The organism is Bifidobacterium asteroides (assembly GCF_048001765.1).
In the GTDB taxonomy this organism is placed as follows: domain Bacteria; phylum Actinomycetota; class Actinomycetes; order Actinomycetales; family Bifidobacteriaceae; genus Bombiscardovia; species Bombiscardovia asteroides_K.
In genome coordinates, this window is sequence record NZ_CP181447.1 from 1446192 (window position 1) to 1462704 (window position 16513).

18 protein-coding genes and 1 tRNA gene are annotated in these 16513 nt (G+C 60.9%); 4 read left to right on the forward strand and 15 right to left on the reverse strand.

The window, feature by feature from the left end; all coding sequences use genetic code 11:
• Positions 1–90: 90 nt before the first annotated feature.
• The 4 genes from fusA to ACNAOV_RS05725 all read right to left on the reverse strand — a co-directional run bounded on the left by fusA (position 91) and on the right by ACNAOV_RS05725 (position 4181).
• Positions 91–2217 carry an elongation factor G gene (gene fusA / locus ACNAOV_RS05710; RefSeq protein ID WP_416516953.1) on the reverse strand — a complete coding sequence of 709 codons (2127 nt, stop codon included), beginning with the start codon at positions 2215–2217 and terminating at the stop codon, positions 91–93.
• A gap of 26 nt (positions 2218–2243) precedes the next feature.
• Positions 2244–2714 (reverse strand): 30S ribosomal protein S7, encoded by a 471-nt coding sequence (gene rpsG / locus ACNAOV_RS05715; RefSeq protein ID WP_015022140.1) that lies wholly within the window; start codon positions 2712–2714, stop codon positions 2244–2246.
• A 3-nt stretch (positions 2715–2717) separates the two neighbouring features.
• A complete protein-coding gene (gene rpsL / locus ACNAOV_RS05720) occupies positions 2718–3089 on the reverse strand; it encodes a 30S ribosomal protein S12 (protein ID WP_015022141.1) in 372 nt (123 codons plus the stop codon).
• Between the two features lie 723 nt (positions 3090–3812).
• The gene (locus ACNAOV_RS05725; protein WP_416518163.1) at positions 3813–4181 is read right to left on the reverse strand and encodes a DUF488 domain-containing protein; all 369 of its coding nucleotides are present in this window, start codon (positions 4179–4181) and stop codon (positions 3813–3815) included.
• Between the two features lie 112 nt (positions 4182–4293).
• On the opposite strand from ACNAOV_RS05725, the gene ACNAOV_RS05730 reads away from it, so the two are divergent.
• The 4 genes from ACNAOV_RS05730 (at position 4294) to ACNAOV_RS05745 (ending at position 6508) form a co-directional block, all read left to right on the forward strand.
• Positions 4294–5292, forward strand: a complete 999-nt coding sequence (locus tag ACNAOV_RS05730) for a YwiC-like family protein (protein WP_416516954.1) — start codon at positions 4294–4296, stop codon at positions 5290–5292.
• The gene (locus tag ACNAOV_RS05735) at positions 5289–5864 is read left to right on the forward strand and encodes a DNA-deoxyinosine glycosylase (protein WP_416516955.1); all 576 of its coding nucleotides are present in this window, start codon (positions 5289–5291) and stop codon (positions 5862–5864) included. The genes ACNAOV_RS05730 and ACNAOV_RS05735 overlap by 4 nt, the downstream gene beginning before the upstream one ends.
• A complete protein-coding gene (locus ACNAOV_RS05740) occupies positions 5854–6312 on the forward strand; it encodes an ASCH domain-containing protein (RefSeq protein WP_416516956.1) in 459 nt (152 codons plus the stop codon). The genes ACNAOV_RS05735 and ACNAOV_RS05740 overlap by 11 nt, the downstream gene beginning before the upstream one ends.
• A 120-nt stretch (positions 6313–6432) precedes the next feature.
• A tRNA-His gene (locus ACNAOV_RS05745) sits at positions 6433–6508 on the forward strand.
• A 109-nt stretch (positions 6509–6617) separates the two neighbouring features.
• Here ACNAOV_RS05745 and ACNAOV_RS05750 read toward each other — a convergent pair.
• From ACNAOV_RS05750 to ACNAOV_RS05800, 11 genes are all read right to left on the reverse strand, one after another.
• On the reverse strand, positions 6618–6893 hold the full coding sequence (locus tag ACNAOV_RS05750; protein WP_416516957.1) for a hypothetical protein: 276 nt from the start codon (positions 6891–6893) through the stop codon (positions 6618–6620).
• 221 nt (positions 6894–7114) lie between these two features.
• On the reverse strand, positions 7115–7327 hold the full coding sequence (locus ACNAOV_RS05755; RefSeq protein WP_416516958.1) for a hypothetical protein: 213 nt from the start codon (positions 7325–7327) through the stop codon (positions 7115–7117).
• A 236-nt stretch (positions 7328–7563) separates the two neighbouring features.
• On the reverse strand, positions 7564–8007 hold the full coding sequence (locus ACNAOV_RS05760; RefSeq protein WP_416516959.1) for a helix-turn-helix domain-containing protein: 444 nt from the start codon (positions 8005–8007) through the stop codon (positions 7564–7566).
• Positions 8008–8099: 92 nt separating this feature from the next.
• Complete coding sequence (locus tag ACNAOV_RS05765) at positions 8100–8657, reverse strand: hypothetical protein (RefSeq protein WP_416516960.1); 558 nt, start codon at positions 8655–8657, stop codon at positions 8100–8102.
• Between the two features lie 89 nt (positions 8658–8746).
• The gene (locus ACNAOV_RS05770; RefSeq protein WP_416516961.1) at positions 8747–9709 is read right to left on the reverse strand and encodes an SDH family Clp fold serine proteinase; all 963 of its coding nucleotides are present in this window, start codon (positions 9707–9709) and stop codon (positions 8747–8749) included.
• Positions 9710–9892: 183 nt separating this feature from the next.
• Positions 9893–10132 carry a phage holin gene (locus ACNAOV_RS05775; protein ID WP_416516962.1) on the reverse strand — a complete coding sequence of 80 codons (240 nt, stop codon included), beginning with the start codon at positions 10130–10132 and terminating at the stop codon, positions 9893–9895.
• Positions 10133–10145: 13 nt separating this feature from the next.
• Complete coding sequence (locus ACNAOV_RS05780; RefSeq protein ID WP_416516963.1) at positions 10146–11393, reverse strand: GH25 family lysozyme; 1248 nt, start codon at positions 11391–11393, stop codon at positions 10146–10148.
• A 71-nt stretch (positions 11394–11464) separates the two neighbouring features.
• A complete protein-coding gene (locus ACNAOV_RS05785; protein ID WP_416516964.1) occupies positions 11465–11806 on the reverse strand; it encodes a hypothetical protein in 342 nt (113 codons plus the stop codon).
• Positions 11807–11819: 13 nt separating this feature from the next.
• Positions 11820–14408 (reverse strand): hypothetical protein, encoded by a 2589-nt coding sequence (locus ACNAOV_RS05790; protein ID WP_416516965.1) that lies wholly within the window; start codon positions 14406–14408, stop codon positions 11820–11822.
• A 13-nt stretch (positions 14409–14421) separates the two neighbouring features.
• Positions 14422–15633 (reverse strand): hypothetical protein, encoded by a 1212-nt coding sequence (locus ACNAOV_RS05795; RefSeq protein WP_416516966.1) that lies wholly within the window; start codon positions 15631–15633, stop codon positions 14422–14424.
• Entirely contained in the window at positions 15630–16508 is an 879-nt protein-coding gene (locus ACNAOV_RS05800; RefSeq protein ID WP_416516967.1) for a hypothetical protein, read from the reverse strand. Before ACNAOV_RS05800 ends, ACNAOV_RS05795 begins: the two co-directional genes overlap by 4 nt.
• Between the last annotated feature and the right edge of the window lie 5 nt (positions 16509–16513).

The window sequence follows — 16513 nt, forward strand, 5'->3', positions numbered from 1 at the left end:
CGCCCAGTCAGCGCTACAAGAGTGTAACGCCGACTTGTGACAGAAGAGCTTTTTTGCGGCGGCCCGCCGTGGCGGCGGGCCGGACCGGCATTACTCGCCCCGCTGGGCCTTGATGATCTCGTCGCTGACGGCCTTGGGGACCTCAGCGTAGGAGTCCATCTGCATGGTGAACATGGCGCGCCCCTGGGTCTTGGACCTGAGGTCGCCGATGTAACCGAACATCTCCGACAGGGGCACCTTGGCGTCGATGACCTTGACGCCGGTGGCGTCGGTCATGGACTGGATGGAGCCACGACGGGAGTTGATGTCGCCCATGACGTCGCCCATGTACTCCTCGGGAGTACGAACCTCGACGGCCATGATGGGCTCGAGAATGACGGGCTTGGCCTTGGGAGCAGCCTCCTTGAAGCACATGGAGCCAGCGATCTTGAAGGCCATCTCCGAAGAGTCGACCTCGTGGATCTGGCCATCGGTCAGGGTCGCCTTGACACCCACGACCGGGAAGCCTGCCAGCACACCGGACTCCATGGCCTCCTGCACACCAGCATCGACCGAGGGGATGAACTCCTTGGTGATGTGGCCGCCGGTGACCTTGTTCTCGAAGACGTAGGTCTCGCCCTCGGTGGTATCCAGGGGCTCGAAGTTCATGAGCACCTTGGCGAACTGGCCGGAGCCGCCGGTCTGCTTCTTGTGGGTGTACTCCTGGTTCATGACGGCCTTGCGGATGGTCTCGCGGTAAGCCACCTGGGGCTTGCCCACGTTGCACTCCACATGGAACTCGCGACGCATGCGGTCCACCAGGATGTCCAGCTGGAGCTCGCCCATGCCGGAGATCAGGGTCTGGCCGGACTCCTCATCCGTCTTGACCTGGAAGGTGGGATCCTCCTCGGAGAGCTTCTGCAGGGCGATGCCCATCTTCTCCTGATCGGCCTTGGTCTTGGGCTCCACGGCCACCTCGATCACGGGATCGGGGAAGGTCATGGATTCCAGCACCACCGGTTCCTTCTCGTCGCACAGGGTGTCACCGGTGGTGACGCTCTTGAGCCCGACAAAGGCGTAGATGTTGCCGGCGATGGCCTCGTCGACCGGATTCTCCTTGTTGGAATGCATCTGGAAGAGCTTGCCGACGCGTTCCTTCTTGCCCTTGGTGGAGTCCAGGACGGTATCGCCCTGGGCCACCTTGCCGGAGTAGACACGCACATAGATCAGCTTGCCATAGAAGGGGTGGGTGGCAACCTTGAAGGCCAGGGCCGAGAAGGGCTCGTCCGCGGTGGGCTTGCGGTCGATTTCGACGGACTCGTCACCGATCTTGTAACCCTTGATGGCCGGCACGTCCTCGGGGCTGGGCAGATAGTCCACGACCGCATCCAGCATGGGCTGCACGCCCTTGTCCTTGAAGGCGGATCCGCAGAAGACCGGGAAGGCCGACTGCTCGATGGTCATCTTGCGCACCGCGGTGCGGATCTCCTGCTGGGAGATCTCCTCGCCGCCCAGGTACTTCTCCAGCAGATCCTCGTCCGACTCGGCCACGGCCTCAAGCAGCTCGGTGTGGTACTGCTCGGCCTTGTCCTTAAGGTCGTCGGGTATGTCGATGGTGTCGTACTTGGCGCCCAGGTCGGCCTCGTCCTTCCAGTAGTAGGCCACCATACGAACCAGGTCGACCACGCCGTGGAAGTCGCTCTCAGCGCCGATAGGCAGCTGCATGACCAGCGGCTTGACACCCAACTTGTCCTTGATGGTGTCCACCGAGTAGTAGAAGTCGGCGCCCAGCTTGTCCATCTTGTTGATGAAGCAGATGCGGGGCACACCATACTTGTCGGCCTGACGCCAGACGGTCTCGGACTGGGGCTCCACGCCCTCCTTGCCGTCGAACACCGCCACAGCGCCATCGAGCACGCGCAGGGAGCGCTCCACCTCGGCGGTGAAGTCCACGTGGCCGGGGGTGTCGATGATGTTGATCTGATAGCGGTCCTCAGGATCGTGGGACTGGCGGTTCCAGAAGGCCGTGATGGCGGCGGAGGTGATTGTGATGCCACGCTCCTTCTCCTGGTCCATCCAGTCCATGGTGGAGGCGCCGTCGTGGGTCTCGCCAATCTTGTAGTTGACTCCGGTGTAGTAGAGGATACGCTCGGTCGTCGTTGTCTTGCCAGCATCGATGTGGGCCATGATGCCGATGTTGCGGACCTTGGTCAGGTCCGTGAGCACGTCTTGTGCCATAATTCCTTGTTCTCGCTCTCTTGGGATTACCAGCGATAGTGGGCGAACGCCTTGTTGGCCTCGGCCATCTTGTGGGTGTCCTCACGGCGCTTGACCGCTGCACCCAGACCGTTGGAGGCATCAAGGATCTCGTTGGCCAGCCGCTCCGACATGGTCTTCTCACGACGGGCGCGGCTGTAATCGGTCAGCCACCGCAATGAGAGCGTATTGGCGCGGTTCGGCTTGACCTCGACGGGGACCTGGTAGGTGGCGCCGCCGACACGACGGCTGCGGACCTCCAGGCTGGGACGAATGTTGTCCAGGGCACGCTTGAGCACGGCCACGGGCTCCTGGTCGGTCTTCTCCTTGACCTGCTCCAGAGCGGTGTAGACGATGTTCTCGGCGATGGACTTCTTGCCGTCCAGCAGGATCTTGTTAATCAGCTGGGCCACCACGGTTGAACCGTAGATGGGATCGGGCAGGAGCTGGTGCTTTTTAGCTGGTCCTTTGCGTGACATGTGTTACTTGGCCTTCTTTGCTCCGTACAGGGAACGGCCCTGCTTGCGATCCTTGACTCCCTGGGTATCCAGCGCACCGCGCACGATGTGGTAGCGCACGCCGGGCAGATCCTTGACACGTCCGCCGCGCACCAGCACGATGGAGTGCTCCTGCAGATTGTGGCCCTCGCCGGGGATGTAGGCGGAAACCTCAATGCCGGAGCTCAGGCGGACACGGGCAACCTTACGCAGAGCCGAATTCGGCTTCTTAGGTGTGGTGGTGTAGACACGGGTGCACACGCCGCGACGCAGCGGGCTGCCCTTGAGTGCCAAAGTCTTCGACTTGCGAGGCTTGGCCTTGCGCCCTTTGCGGACGAGCTGTTCAATTGTTGGCAACTGACTCTCTCCGATTCCTTCGATGAACTTGTCTTCGTTTGCACTGCGAGACCGCCGCACCGCAGCCGCAGTCGCTCCCAGGAGGAGAGATCAGCCACTGTCCACCGGCCCGATGGCCCCTGATCCTCCTGCAGGACATTGCTGCCTGCATTCTTCGGATTCGGGGATATCCCGACAAGCTCACCTGTGACATAAGGCGTGCTGTCGGCACACACGCTGAAAAGTATATCACCGGACCAGACATCGTTACGCCTGGCACGTGTCTGTATGCTCTAGGCTTTGTTCACTGTGATGTCGCCTCGGAAACGTCTTTGGGAAAGCTCTTGCAGCAGACCCCTAACAGGCCTTTTCACATACCCTATATATGCAGGTCCCAGTAATCGGGTACCCGCGTCCAACAGATTCCTAATCCATAGGCGTTGCAGGTGACGGAATATGAATACATAGGAATACATATCTAAACCAGGACAGATAAATACCAGGAACAATGGTGGGCCTGGCTTTGCGGGAGCCGCCGGTTACGTTCCGGATTCAGCGAACAGCGCCGACAAAGACGTGCCATTGTCCTGAATAGTGTCCGAACAGGCGAGGGCGTTCCTGTTTCATATTCCAAAAAGATGGCCGCTTAAGGACTTGCGCTGGCATCGTGCCTAGGTGGAGCAGCTTTGGCTCCATCAATGCCAGTGTCCCGAAACGCCTTGGAATTTGTATATGGCCAAGCGTCTACTTGTCTTCCTTTTCAAGAGCCTGCCGGATGTAGTCGCGAAGGACCAGAGCGTGGTTGACGGCTGGATCCTTGGCTGCATAGACCAGTGTCGTCCGATCATGTTCGCGCACAATGCTCAGCAGATCCTCCAAGGCGGGATTGTCATCCAGCTCAGTGCGGTAGCGGCGCGCGAAGTCCTGGAAGCGGTCAGGATCATGGTGCCACCAGCGCCGCAGGTCCGGACTGGGCGCGACATCCTTGAGCCAGCCGGACAGGGCTGCCCGCTCCTTGCTGACGCCGCGCGGCCAAAGCCTGTCGACCAGGATACGGACCCCGTCCTCATCAGCTGCCTGCTCGTATACACGCTTGATGTCCACCTGACCCATCATCTGCCTCCTGAATCCAGGAACCCATGTGATTCGTGACTCCTTCGACCATGATATTGACCGAATCGGCATTACGGAAGAGGCAGTGACAGCCATACCGGGGCGTAGGCTGATGAGTATGCTTACAGACGCAGACAGGGGCAAGGCCGCCGGGTCGAACGGCAGCAGACCAAACCCTCAAGCCCGCAAATCGACTACCACCAACGGATCACGACCTAAAGGACGGCAGTGGCGGCGGCTATGGATCCCCGACCAAATAGGCGGATGGGCCATGGCTTTGATGCCGGGCCTGGCTGGGCTGCTGGTCGGAGGCCCGACCTGGAGGAGCCTGCTGCTCATGGTTGCCTGGGCTTTCTGCTACTGCTTTGAGTTCACCGGCTCAAGGTGGATGGTTTCGCACCGAGCCGCCAGATTCGCACCACCAGCTTTGGGGTACGCTCTGCTCACGGCCGTGACCGGGCTTATCCTATTGGTCGGCACCCCAGGGCTCCTGCGATGGGCCCCGCTCTACCTGGTGCTAGGTGTGCTGAACTTTGCCGCCGCCTGGCTGCGCACGGAACGCTCCTGGTGGAACGATACCGTAGCCGTGATTGCGGCCTGCATGCTCTGTCTGATCGCCGTCTCCCTAGGGTCACGATTCCAGACGCCGGGACCGAGTCCGGAAAGCGCCAAGGCCAGCTACTTCGGATGCCAACCGAATCCTGCTGTGGACTGCTTCGCCAGCGGATTTTTCCCAAGCGCTGCCCTGCCATCGATTGGAGTGGTCAGTGCAGCTGTCTTCGCTGTAACCCAGTTCGGTTCGGTCATCTTCGTCAAGACCATGATCCGCGAGCGCGGCAAGACCTGGTGCTACCTGCTTTCGCTGGCTTGGAACCTGGTCCTCTGCCTGATCGGGGTCGCCATGGTACGCACCGCAGGATGGTGGCCTCTGTTGACCGCCCTGGTGCTGCTGGTTCGCGCGGCCTTGCTGCCAGCCATCTCCCGCCGGCGCCGCGTTCCCATTCTGTATGTGGGCCTGGTCGAATGCGCAACCAGCCTGCTGGTCTTCATTCTGGTGATTGCACAGGCTAACGTGATGACCGCGTCTCTGACTGGACTGCTTGGCGCATGACTGCAGGTTCGACCACACACGTCACCCACGAGTTCGGACCCATTTGGGATGACCGATCTCGTGTGCTGATCCTGGGATCCATTCCCAGCCCGAGTTCGCGTGAAGCCGGCTTCTACTACATGTTTCCGCACAACCGCTTCTGGCCCGTGCTGGCTGCACTCTTCGACCAGCCTGTTCCAGAGCCTGATCCGGCTGTCCGTGCTAGGTTTGCCCTCAATCATTGCATAGCACTCTGGGATGTCATCCAGGAATGCGACATCCACGGTGCCTCCGACGCTTCAATAACCAATGTCGTGCCGACCGACATCGCTGGCTTGCTGGACCGTGTGCCCATCGGCACCATATTCACCACAGGACGCAAGGCCGGCCAGCTTTACCGTCGCTACTGCCTGCCGATCCTGCAGGAGAAGCGATATCGACCGACGATGATCAATCTGCCATCCACCAGTCCCGCCAATGCCGCTATGAGCCTGGCCGATCTGATCAAGGAATACCAACCCATAAGAAAAGCGCTCGACGACAAAGAGCCTAAGTCTGATAGGCAAGACAATCACAACCACTATGAAAAATAAGCAAATACCAGCGGTCAAAGCCCAAGATGTTGCGAATCTTCCCAAGGATGAATTCGCCTTCCCCGGCCCAGAACGTGATTGCCTGGTGGAAGCGATCCGGGAGGGGCGCAAAACCGCTACGACCAGCCTGATGGCAGAGTTCATCCATGATCATGAGCCACTTCCCTCCTCCGGCCGACGAACGCTTCTGTTGAACTCAGATGACCAGCCAATTGCCATCCTCAGATATGCCTCGGTGAGCGTGACCCGACTTGGCCTGGTCACACTGCAGCATGTTCTGAATGAGGGAGAAGGCTATAAAAGCCTTCCTGAGTGGCGCGAGGCTCATGAGTCTTTCTGGACCTCAGAAAACATGCGACAGGCATTGGATGATCCGGACTTCACCGTCGATGATCAGACCCTGGTGGTGCTGGAGACTTTTTATGTAGAGGCCAGGGTCGTGAACTGAAGGTCCAAAGACAAAGCACGGTCTTTAGGCATGGGTCACACTTCACCGGCGTGCCATGTCATGCCATCGTGTATAGTTTCATCTGTTGCATTGATTCGCGATGCGGGTTGATTCACCATGGTGGCTATAGCTCAGTTGGTAGAGCACCTGATTGTGGTTCAGGAGGTCGCGCGTTCGAGCCGCGTTAGCCACCCCAGCTCAGGCCCCTACTCCCGACTGGGAAGCAGGGGTTTTCTCATATTCCCGACACACCCTCGATGCCAATACGTGTGACCCATGTGTGACCCAAAATCAGAAAAACGGGATTAGCGACTCTCCCGATATCTGCGCTCGATCTCCCTCACGCTCCGCTCTGTGGCCCCGTATCGGATGGCGGCCAGGTCTGCTCTGACCTGCTGGTGGATGGTGGCGAGGCGCTCGCGGTCCTGCCGGCTGAGTCCTGCCTGCTGCTCCTGGTCGATGATCTGGTCGAGTCTCTTGTGCAGGAGGATGGTCAGTCGCTCCCGCTCATCATCGGAGGCGGGCACATAGCCAGGGTGGTTGTCGGGGATCTGAGAGACATCATCAGGGATATAGGCCATACCTGGGATAATAGGCCGGGATTGGCAGAATCATGCGGAAAGCAGACGCTCAGTTATTGCGACATGCACCACCACGCCATGGAAGGCAAAGCCGCCATCACCCTCAGCCAATACCTCGAATGAAAAAGTTATGCCGTCCGCATTATTGGGGGAGCCAGACGACATGACAAGACCAGATTACAGGTTATCGGACAAAATTATGTAGAGAAGGCTTATGAAGCTTATTTTTTGGTCTCTGGTCTTTTTACCTCGATATCCGAAAAAGCCGCATCACCCTGTTGCACCACAGGGAGGACCGGTATAGGCACTTCCATGTTCCCGGCCATCTGCGTCAGTGTGGCTCTGAAATACGGGTAGACGAGGAAGAAAGCGACCTTGTTGAAGAACTCGGTCAACACGGCATCGTCCACGTCGGATTCATTGAGATCTTTCATCCGGTAATAGGCTGAGTATGCGATTGTGTAGCAAGCACCTTCGCCATTAAGCTGCAGTGATGCGGTGAAAGCAAACCTATCCTGTCCACACACGCACATTGCGTCCCAAGTGCCTTCATTCTTGGATAGATTCTTGTACCCATCCGGCGGGTTTGCTCCAGAGGGCACCCTTACGCCTTGCACCAAATCCAGACTGAGGCTATTAAACTCAGACCTTTCCAATAATGTCTCTACTCTCACCGCATCTCCAGTTTCAGCGTCTTATAAGTCACCTTAAAGCCACTGCCTTCACGTCGCTCCGACCCGTTAATGGCACGGAGCCACGCGTTAAGAGATAAAATCAAATTCTCTGTTACCTGATTCTCGTACCGATTGACCACCTTTTCTTCAACACAACTACTTGGACTACCATCATCAGGCTCTACATGATGTGAAATTACACACCCCAAAGCATTCGCGTATCGGCGCAGTGTACCAAGCTTCGGATCCGTGTTCCCAGATTCAATTGAAGATACAGCAGGCTGTGTGATCCCCATCTTGAAGGCGAGATCCTCCTGGGACACTCCCTGCTGCTCTCTTATTGTTTTCAGCTGTTCCACGAGCTGTCCGTCAAGACGAATCTGCTTACGAGCCCTGTGCAGACGCTCTTCGCGGCTCTTCACACCCGCTTGCTCCTTCAAAGTGCCCTCCTATATAAAGTGCAGTTTATATAAAGTACCCTACAAAGACCGTACTGGCAAATCAAAACCTCCGTGAGCGGAAATAATCACTTCTACACTGAAGGTGGTACTTCCACAAGTTTTTCCCAGCGGGATCTCCGGCATTCGTCAAACCTGAAGGCCGCTGACTTAGCTGCCTCGTCTTGGTTAATGTGTGCATCTTCTTTCCCCTGATCAACTTTTGCATACAAGTAGACACAAATTACCCCGTTCGGTTTTGATTCATCCTGACCGTGGAATAGCCGAGCGCCTATATAGCCGGTTCTCTTACTCGATCGTTGGGAATTAGGATAATGCGTTTTAATCTCATATATTATTTCCGGCTCGGTTGTCGCAGGGTTAATGAGCTGAATTTGTCGTATCCCTTCGAGCATCCCTTTACGAGCCAAATCGAGTGTGTGCTCAAACTCCACCTGAGCCTGTACGAATTGATCATCATTATAAAATTTATTACTGAACTGCTCCTGAAAAGCGTCTTCAAGTGTTTGGCACTCACCATAAGGGAACCAAAATATGGTATTAGTGCTTCCCCGTTTTGAACATATTGACTCTGGCAACTGGTCTTCTTCGCCCCTATGTGTTTGTGCTCCAGAGGAATGCATGTTATGCATATTACTCCATATGTAACATTGAACGCAAAAATCGCCCCCGCTCCGGTCTCCCGAAGCGAGGGCGATTTAACTATTGAATGCGAGATTGTTCAGTTGGCAACGCCTGCAGGGCTTTCGATGTGTGAAACTCTTTTGCCCTCGTATACTGCCGTGCTGCCGGCTGGGAAGCTGCCGATCGCATAGTAGTGTGTCCAAAGGGACCACAGCACTTTCCATTCCCTGCCGCCTAGATCTGGTCTTGTGACGGGCAGGCCGCAACGCTTTGCGTTCTCATAAGAGAATACAGCTGCATGGTTCGTGGGCACATCAATCAGAGGCCCCTTTAATTGATCGCATAGGCGGTCCACGTCATCTTTGCCTCGTGTTGTAACCGCTTCCAGCGCCTCTCTCATCAATGTTTCCGAACGGGCAATAGCTGATTTTGACTGCTCGTATGTCAGCATATTAACTTCAGACAATAAAGACGAATACAAGGCAAACGCTCCGGGATTATCCCGTACTTTTGCCTCGGCGTCCTCCACAGCCTGTACCAGTTCCTTTGCGCTGACCATGAATCTTGACTTAAGGATCATCTGGGGGTCGATGGGACCCAGATCACCAGCCGGGCCCATCACTATCTCGTCAGCACCTAGGCAAAGCACGGTAGCAGCGCTTTTTGCCATATCAGGCACGATCACGCGCACGGCTCGGCACTGATCCTGCATGGATTGCACCATGCGTAACGCCATCTCCCCGCTCCCGCCGGGTGACGACAAGAGCACATCAAGCTCTTTATCCGGGTCGCAATCGCCCAGGAGCTCCTGGAATACGGTCATCTTCCCTTCGTATATCTGATCGACGACTGCAATCAGATTCCTGCCGGTGATTTGCTCGTATCCCCTGATGAGTTTCTGGCGTTCATACCGCCCTGAATGCTCCGACGCATACAGAGGGGTCCTGCTGTCTATAAGGAGATCCTCCCAATTGTTTTCTGGAAGCTTATCGGCTTTCCTTCGCGTAGCTTTGCTCCGAGAGCCCTTGCTTCTAACGCCATCGTTTTCTGCTCCTGCCATGAAGTATCCACCTTCTTTTCAAGGAGCTTTCGACGCTCCTTCTTCGTTTCCTCCATAGAGTCCTCCAAGGGTAGGTATCGGACATTATTACACTGGGCCCGGATTAACGTTGGCTATCAGAATTTAAAACCGCCCCCGCCCTGAAAGTACCGGAGCGGAGGCGATTGTGTTATGGGCAGGCCGCTACTTGCTGAAAGCTGCTTTGGCCTGGCTGCCTGCGATGCAGCCTGCGATGAGCACTCCCAGCGCGTAGATCGTAGTCACGATGGCGTCCGTATGGGGCAGACCCCAGACGGGGCCGACGCTGTGGATGAAAGCGCCCAGCAAGGGCAGGAATGCAAGTCCCACCCATTTGAGGATCTGGTAGAGCCAGTCGGGCAGCCAGTACGGCCTGCCCTCCTCCTCGATTGTGTTATCGGTCATATATGTCACCTCCTTAGTAGTGGAGTACTTCTCCGACCTGGATCCGGTTGGGGTTGCCGGACCGGTAGCCGTGCAGCCGGCTTTGGGGGATGCCGAGCCTGGCGGCGATCCCGGAGAGTGTGTCTCCTCGCTGCACGGTCACGGTCCGTCCTCCGCCGCCTCCACCGCTGCCGGTGGCGAGACGCTGGCCGGGATGGATGATGTAGGGCGGGCTGATGCCGTTGAGTCTGGCGACGGTGGGCCAGCTGCCGCCGAAGACGGCGCTCAGGCAGTCGCCGGGACGCACCACATAGGTGCCGTTCCCTGTGCCTCCGCCCGTGTTGCCTCGCAGACGTTCGTTGACCACGGCCATGACCTCCGCATAGCGGTTGCCCAGCAAGGCGTGGCGCTGCGGGTCGTTGCCGTACTCGCCGCGGATCACCGCCGTGGCGAGACTGCCCACGTCGCCGACAGGCGCACCCTGGGAAGGCGTGGGAGCCGGCGTGACAGGATTGGCCTGCGTGCCTACCGGAGCGTTGGCATAGCGCGCCCAGGTGGCCGCATCCCCATAAAACCAGTTGACATCCACGGCGTTGCCCACGCCGGGCACATGCCCCGAGGAGGAGTACTGCCAGGCGGCGGCGAAAGGCCAGGGTGCCACCGAGTAGGGCGGTGCCCCGGGGTCCCGCAGGCGCTCGCCCTTGTACCCGTGCGGGTAGCCGGCGACCCAGAGCCCGTAGTCGGCTCCGGCCACAGCAGACCAGTCCCCAGCCTTGATGTTTGAGGCCTGCATGTAGATGATCGGCTTGGTCCCCCAATGAGCGGACACCCGGTCGAGCCATCTCTTGGCCCAGTCTGTGTGCTTGTTATACGGTGCTGGCGGTTCCCAGTCCAGGAATGGGATCACTCCCGCGTGCACCAAGCCTCTGGCGTCCGCCTGGGCGTTGAAGAAATCGGCCTCGGCCTCCGGGCTGGTGCCTTTCTCGGGCCGGGCGTACCCGTAGGCCCCCAGCCGCAGGCCCGCAGCACGGTTGGCGGCGAGCTGGCAGTCGGCGGCGGGATTGACATACCAGGTGCCCTCCGTGATCTTCGTGATGCTAAAACTGGCTCCCGAGTCTTTGGCGGCCTGCGCGTTGTAGCACCCCTGGTAGCTCGCGTTGTCGAAACCCGCGTCCGCGTAGGCGGCTCCCGGGGTGAGCATGGCCAGGACGGCGAGCGCCCCGACCATGATCCGCCCGTACCGGGGCTTGGCGCGGGCGTGCCGCGCATGGGACCATCGCATTTATCCTCCTTGTGTGTAGGCATGAAAAAGCCGCCCGGACGGGCGGCTGGACAGGTTGAGGTCAGGCAGGGCTACGCATCGTGGCCCACGTCATCGTCCAGGTAGGCGTCCAGGCGCATGATCTGCTGGTGCATCATGGTGCCTGTCCCGTTGCCTCCCAGGCTGTGGTAGGCGCGGTAGACCCGGTCGGCCTCATCCTGGATGGATACGCTGATCGGCTCGTGATGCACCACATGACGGGTGTGGATCTCCAGCAGTTCGGCCCTGAGGAGGGTGCGCAGGCCCGTCTCCATGGCCTGGTCGCGCGCCTCCTCCTTGCGGTGGCTTTTGAGCAGCCATCCGCACAGGCCTCCCACCCCGGTCAGGAGCATGGGCACGATGGATTCGAGGATGGTCATCAGCACGTCAGGCATCCGAAAAGCCTCCTTAGAAGGGCAGGAGCGTGGCGATCAGGTAGTTGGCTCCCCCGCCGACCTGCAGGCTCGACGCGCTGCGCCACATGACCACATCCCCGGCCTGCAGGTACTCCACCGTCGACGGCACCGCCTGCGTGACCCAGGTGTTGGGAGAGGTGGTGAAATCGATGATGAAGCCGTCCCAGAAGGTGTTCAGGCTGCCGGACGTCGGGTCGTATATGCCCAGGCCGATGGCCGCCTCGTTCCCCGTCCCGGTGCAGTTGACCGCGCCCGAGACCAGCCAGTACCCCGTGCACGGGATACGCAGCCCCTGCACCCCGTTCGCGCTGCTTGGATTGCCGCCAGTCGTGAACGACAGATCCCCGTACCTGCTGGACGCCTGCTTGAAGCTGATCTCCCAGGCTCCCTGATGATGCGAGTAGCCGCCCGACGCGATGCCACTGACCGGCAGCCTGACCCCCCGCACCCAGATCGCATCAGCATCCAGACGGATGCTCTTATGCCCCGTCAGACGCACATCATCGGATTCGACCTCAGTCGAATCGAAGCCGCTGATGCCAACGCTGTTGGCCGTCAGGCTGACGTTATTCCGCCCCTTATCATCCCTGAAGACACAAATCTCCGACTGCTGCGTGCTGGTGCCCATCATCAGCCGGCTCGCTATCCCGTCCTCGTCGTGGTCCCCCCAGATCAGCCAGTACGGGGTCTCCGGATCATCACCGATGCCCTGCAGGCCTCCTATCGTGCTCCCCTTGAACAAAATCTGGCTCAGCTGGATGCGGTCCCCGCTGGCGGCGGTCTGGAAGCCGCCAGTCGCCTGCACGCCGTCCCCGGAGGCGCGGAAGATGTAGTTGCCGTCCTTGCCTTTGGCCCAGAAACCCGACGAGTCGAAGCCCACCAGGCCGTCAGGCGTGGAAAACAAACCCGACTTGACTATGGCGGCCGTGAGCATCCCCACATCAATCTCGTCAGCCTTGATCTTGCGCACGAGCAACTTTTCCAGCAAAGCCTCAGACGCGGTCACCTTGTCCGCGACCACGGCACCGTCCGCCAGGCAGATGGTGCCCACGCTGCCCGCCACCAGCACCTCCTGCGCCAACAGCACGTAGTCCACGAAAGCCTTGCCGTTCCACACCTGAATGCCCACGACATTATTCGCCTTGTCCAATGGCATCCACAGGTCGCCCAGGGCCAGACCACCGTGCACCGGCTCGGATGCGGCGGCGATGATCCGGTTCTTCCCGTCAGCCGTTGTCTGCGCCCTGGCGGCCTGGTCCTTGGCGGCCTGGCTGTCGGTCACGTCCCGGACGGTCAGGCCGGTGATCCACCAGCCCGTGGCCTGATCCCCGTAGCCGGCGATGTTGAGCCACACGCTCAGACTGTGGTCCGTGTCGGTCCACTGGTCGGGCGTGCCGACGACGGCCTCCCGCCACACCCAGGACGAGGCCTCCTCCTGCGTGACCGTGACCGCCTGATCCCAATGCGTATTGGGGTTGACATACCGCCAGCCGATCCGCAGATCCTCGCGACCCTTGCCGTCGCAGATGGCCCAGAAGCCGAAACGATACCTGCGGCCTTTGTCCAAGGGGAAGCGCCAGCTGCTGAAATAATCCCTCTGTGTGAGCGCACCGTAGGTGGCATAGGGCAGGGGCGGCTTGGCCGGGGCACCGCTCGCGCCCATGCTCAGCCCGAAGCCATCCAGATCGCCCAGGGCCGGGTCGAAGGCCGGGTTGCGGACCAGCTCCACGCCACGCGAGAGGGCCGTGTCGGCCTTGCTGCTGGCCGCCGCGCTCTGGCTGACCGCCGTGCTGGCACTGGACGCGGCCTCGCTGGCTTTCTGCTTGGCGTCGCCGGCGTCCTTCGACGCCTGCTTGGCCGACGCTGCTGCACTGTTGGCCGTGGACACGGCCGTGCCCACGCTGCCTGACAGGCCGTCGGCGATGCTCTTGGCCTGGCTGGCCGTGCTGCCGGCGTCTGCAGCGGCCTTGCCCGCGTCGGCGGCCGCCTTGCTCGCATTGGACGCGGTCTGCCGCACCCCGGCGACCTCGTTGATGGCCTGCTGGGCCTTGTCCTGCGCCTCTTTGATCTCGTCGGCGTCCACGACGCTCTTGACCGTCACGCTCACCGGCTTGGTGGGATCGGACCAGTTGGGGGCGGGGCTGCCGTCCTCCGCATGCGCATCATCCCATGCCCTGGCGGTCACCTGGTGGACGCTGTCAGCCTCATACGGGCCCAGGGTCGCCGTACCACGGACCCGCAGCTGGCCAGCCTCCGCGCCGTCCACCAGGATCTGGACGTGGTCGAAGTCGGCAGGGATGCCGCCCTGCAGGCTGCCGTCCCAGGAGACCAGGATCATGCCGGCAGCCGAGTCCACGCCGATGCCCGTGGGAATGCCCGGAGGGGTCGTGTCCCCCACCCAGGGGGCGATGCCCTGCAGTCCGGCCGCCTCGCCGGCGATCAGCTTGGTGCCGTTCGCCGTGGGGATGGTGACGCTGCCGATGTTGCCCGTCTGCTGCCTGGTGGCCATGTCCAGGGCCCCCGCGGCCAGGGCGGCCAGCTGCTCCCCCGGGCTCTGCGGGGTGATCAGCGTATGCTGCACGATACGCTCCTTACTACTGGTATGGGTCTTCCATCACATCGAAGGTGACCTTGGCCGTATCGGTCTGGTCGCCGGACAGGAGCATGACCGCCGTCCGGTAGTCGCCGTCCGGCAGGCTGGGAAACCCCTGGATGCTCAGCACGACCGGCATGCCCGGACGCAGGCTGGCGGGTGAAAGCACGACGTTGCCGGCGGTCAGGTCCCCGAAATGCACCTGCGCGGTGATCTGGATCAGCTTGCGCCGGCCCGCCTGCAGCTGCGCCTGCGCGTGGGACCTGAGCACGTCCAGGTTGTCGGTGTCCGTGTCCGACCAGGCGGCCTCCCGGAGGATCTGCGGGTCCGGGCCGCCGGTGATGCCCGACAGGTCCTGGGCCAGGGCCGTGAGCACGCTCTCATCGCTGCCGGCACCCGTCGCATACACGCGCTGGACCGGGGAGGCGTGCGCCACCTGCAGGTCATCCAGCAGGCTCGCCCCCGGATGATAGGCCAGACAGACCGGAGGCGTGGAGGCGAACAAACGCCGGTCCCCGTCAGAGCCGGCCTCGAAACGCACCCGCACATGCGTCCCGTCCCCGGTCAGGTACGGGATGAAGGCGAAGTCGGGCCCGTCCTGCAGGTCGGCGATGTCACACAGGAGCTTTTTCGCGCCGTTGTTCTGGATGTTCCACGCCTTCCAGCTGGTCTTCTGCCGGCTGCCTTTCTCCCCCTGGTAGGGCCAGTCGATGGGCAGGGTGCCGCCCTGCTTGCGGTTGGTGGCGTACAGGCCGGCCTCGCACATGATGCCCCGGTAGGACAGGCCGCCCAGGCCGATCACATCCGTGCTCTTCCCGTCCCGGTAGGCACCCTCGCGGACGACCAGCCGCTGACTCAAAAGCTCCAAAGGCGAGGAGAGGGGGAAGCTGGTGTCCTGTTGCGTGTCCTGCCGCTCCCCGATCACGCCCCAGATGGCCGGGTCGCCGAAATCATCACCCGCCATCGAGCCGGCCCAGGTCAGGCACAGGGCCCGCCTGGTCGAATCCAGCAGCAGGCTCCGCTGGTCGGGCGTGGAGGCCGGCAGCGCCGACCATGGAAGGGTAAGATTCGAGGCGCTCCGGTCGCCGGGCTCACGCGACGTCGTGGTGAAGGAGGAGTCTCTTATCCCCATCTGCCATTGGAAGCTGGGCACGTCCACTGGGGCGATGACCTGCCCGTCGCGTGCGTCGGTCAGCCAGGTCCTCCAGCTCACTGGGCCACACCCTCGTCGATGACCTCCACCGTGCGCAGCCCCTCCCAACGGAAGCGGGGCCGTCCCAGGTTCGGCCTGGCCAGGACATCCACTGTATGCGAGATGCCTCCTTTGAGGACCAGCCGCCACTCCACATGCTGGCGCGCCCACACATACGACACCTGGCACTCGTCCAGGCCGTCGCCCATATCCTGATCGTCGACCACAGGCATCGTGTAGAAGCTGCCCACCTTCTCCCCGCCGACGCTCGCGCGGAAGGTAAAACGCACGGTGACCAGCCGGTCCGTGGGCATCATCCGCGTCACCGTCGGAGCCTGCGGCCACCAATCGGTGGACCAGTCCTGATCGACCGTGCTCGTGTTGCTCCCGTAGCCGATGCGACCCATCCGAGCCCCATACGGGATCGCATAGTCCACATCCCCGTACGCCATGGCCGATGCGGTGCTCATCGCCCCGGCAGGCAGCATCCGGTAGCCGACCACCAGGCCCCCGGCCTCCACCTCCGGAGGCTGCGGGCTGGCCGAAGGCTCCCCCTGGGCCACCTTCACATGCACACGGTTATCCGGCTGGCCCGTATAGGCGATGATGTAGACCGCATCGATCCGCGGATAGGCCGAATCGCCCGCAGCCACGGCATTCTCCGTATACGGGCTGCCTGCACCATCCCACCAGGCGATGCTCATCCCGTCCGCATCCCCCATGGAGCACACGGCGGCACCCGGGCTGACCCCGTAGCGCAGATCCTGACGGCCCGACACCACCAGGCCCGACACCACGCCCGGGCTCTCCCACTGGGAGGCGATCACCCTCCGGTGGGTCAGCGCATCACACCCCTGCCCCTCGCTGTCCGGGGCCACACCCAAAGCTGTAGACATAGATC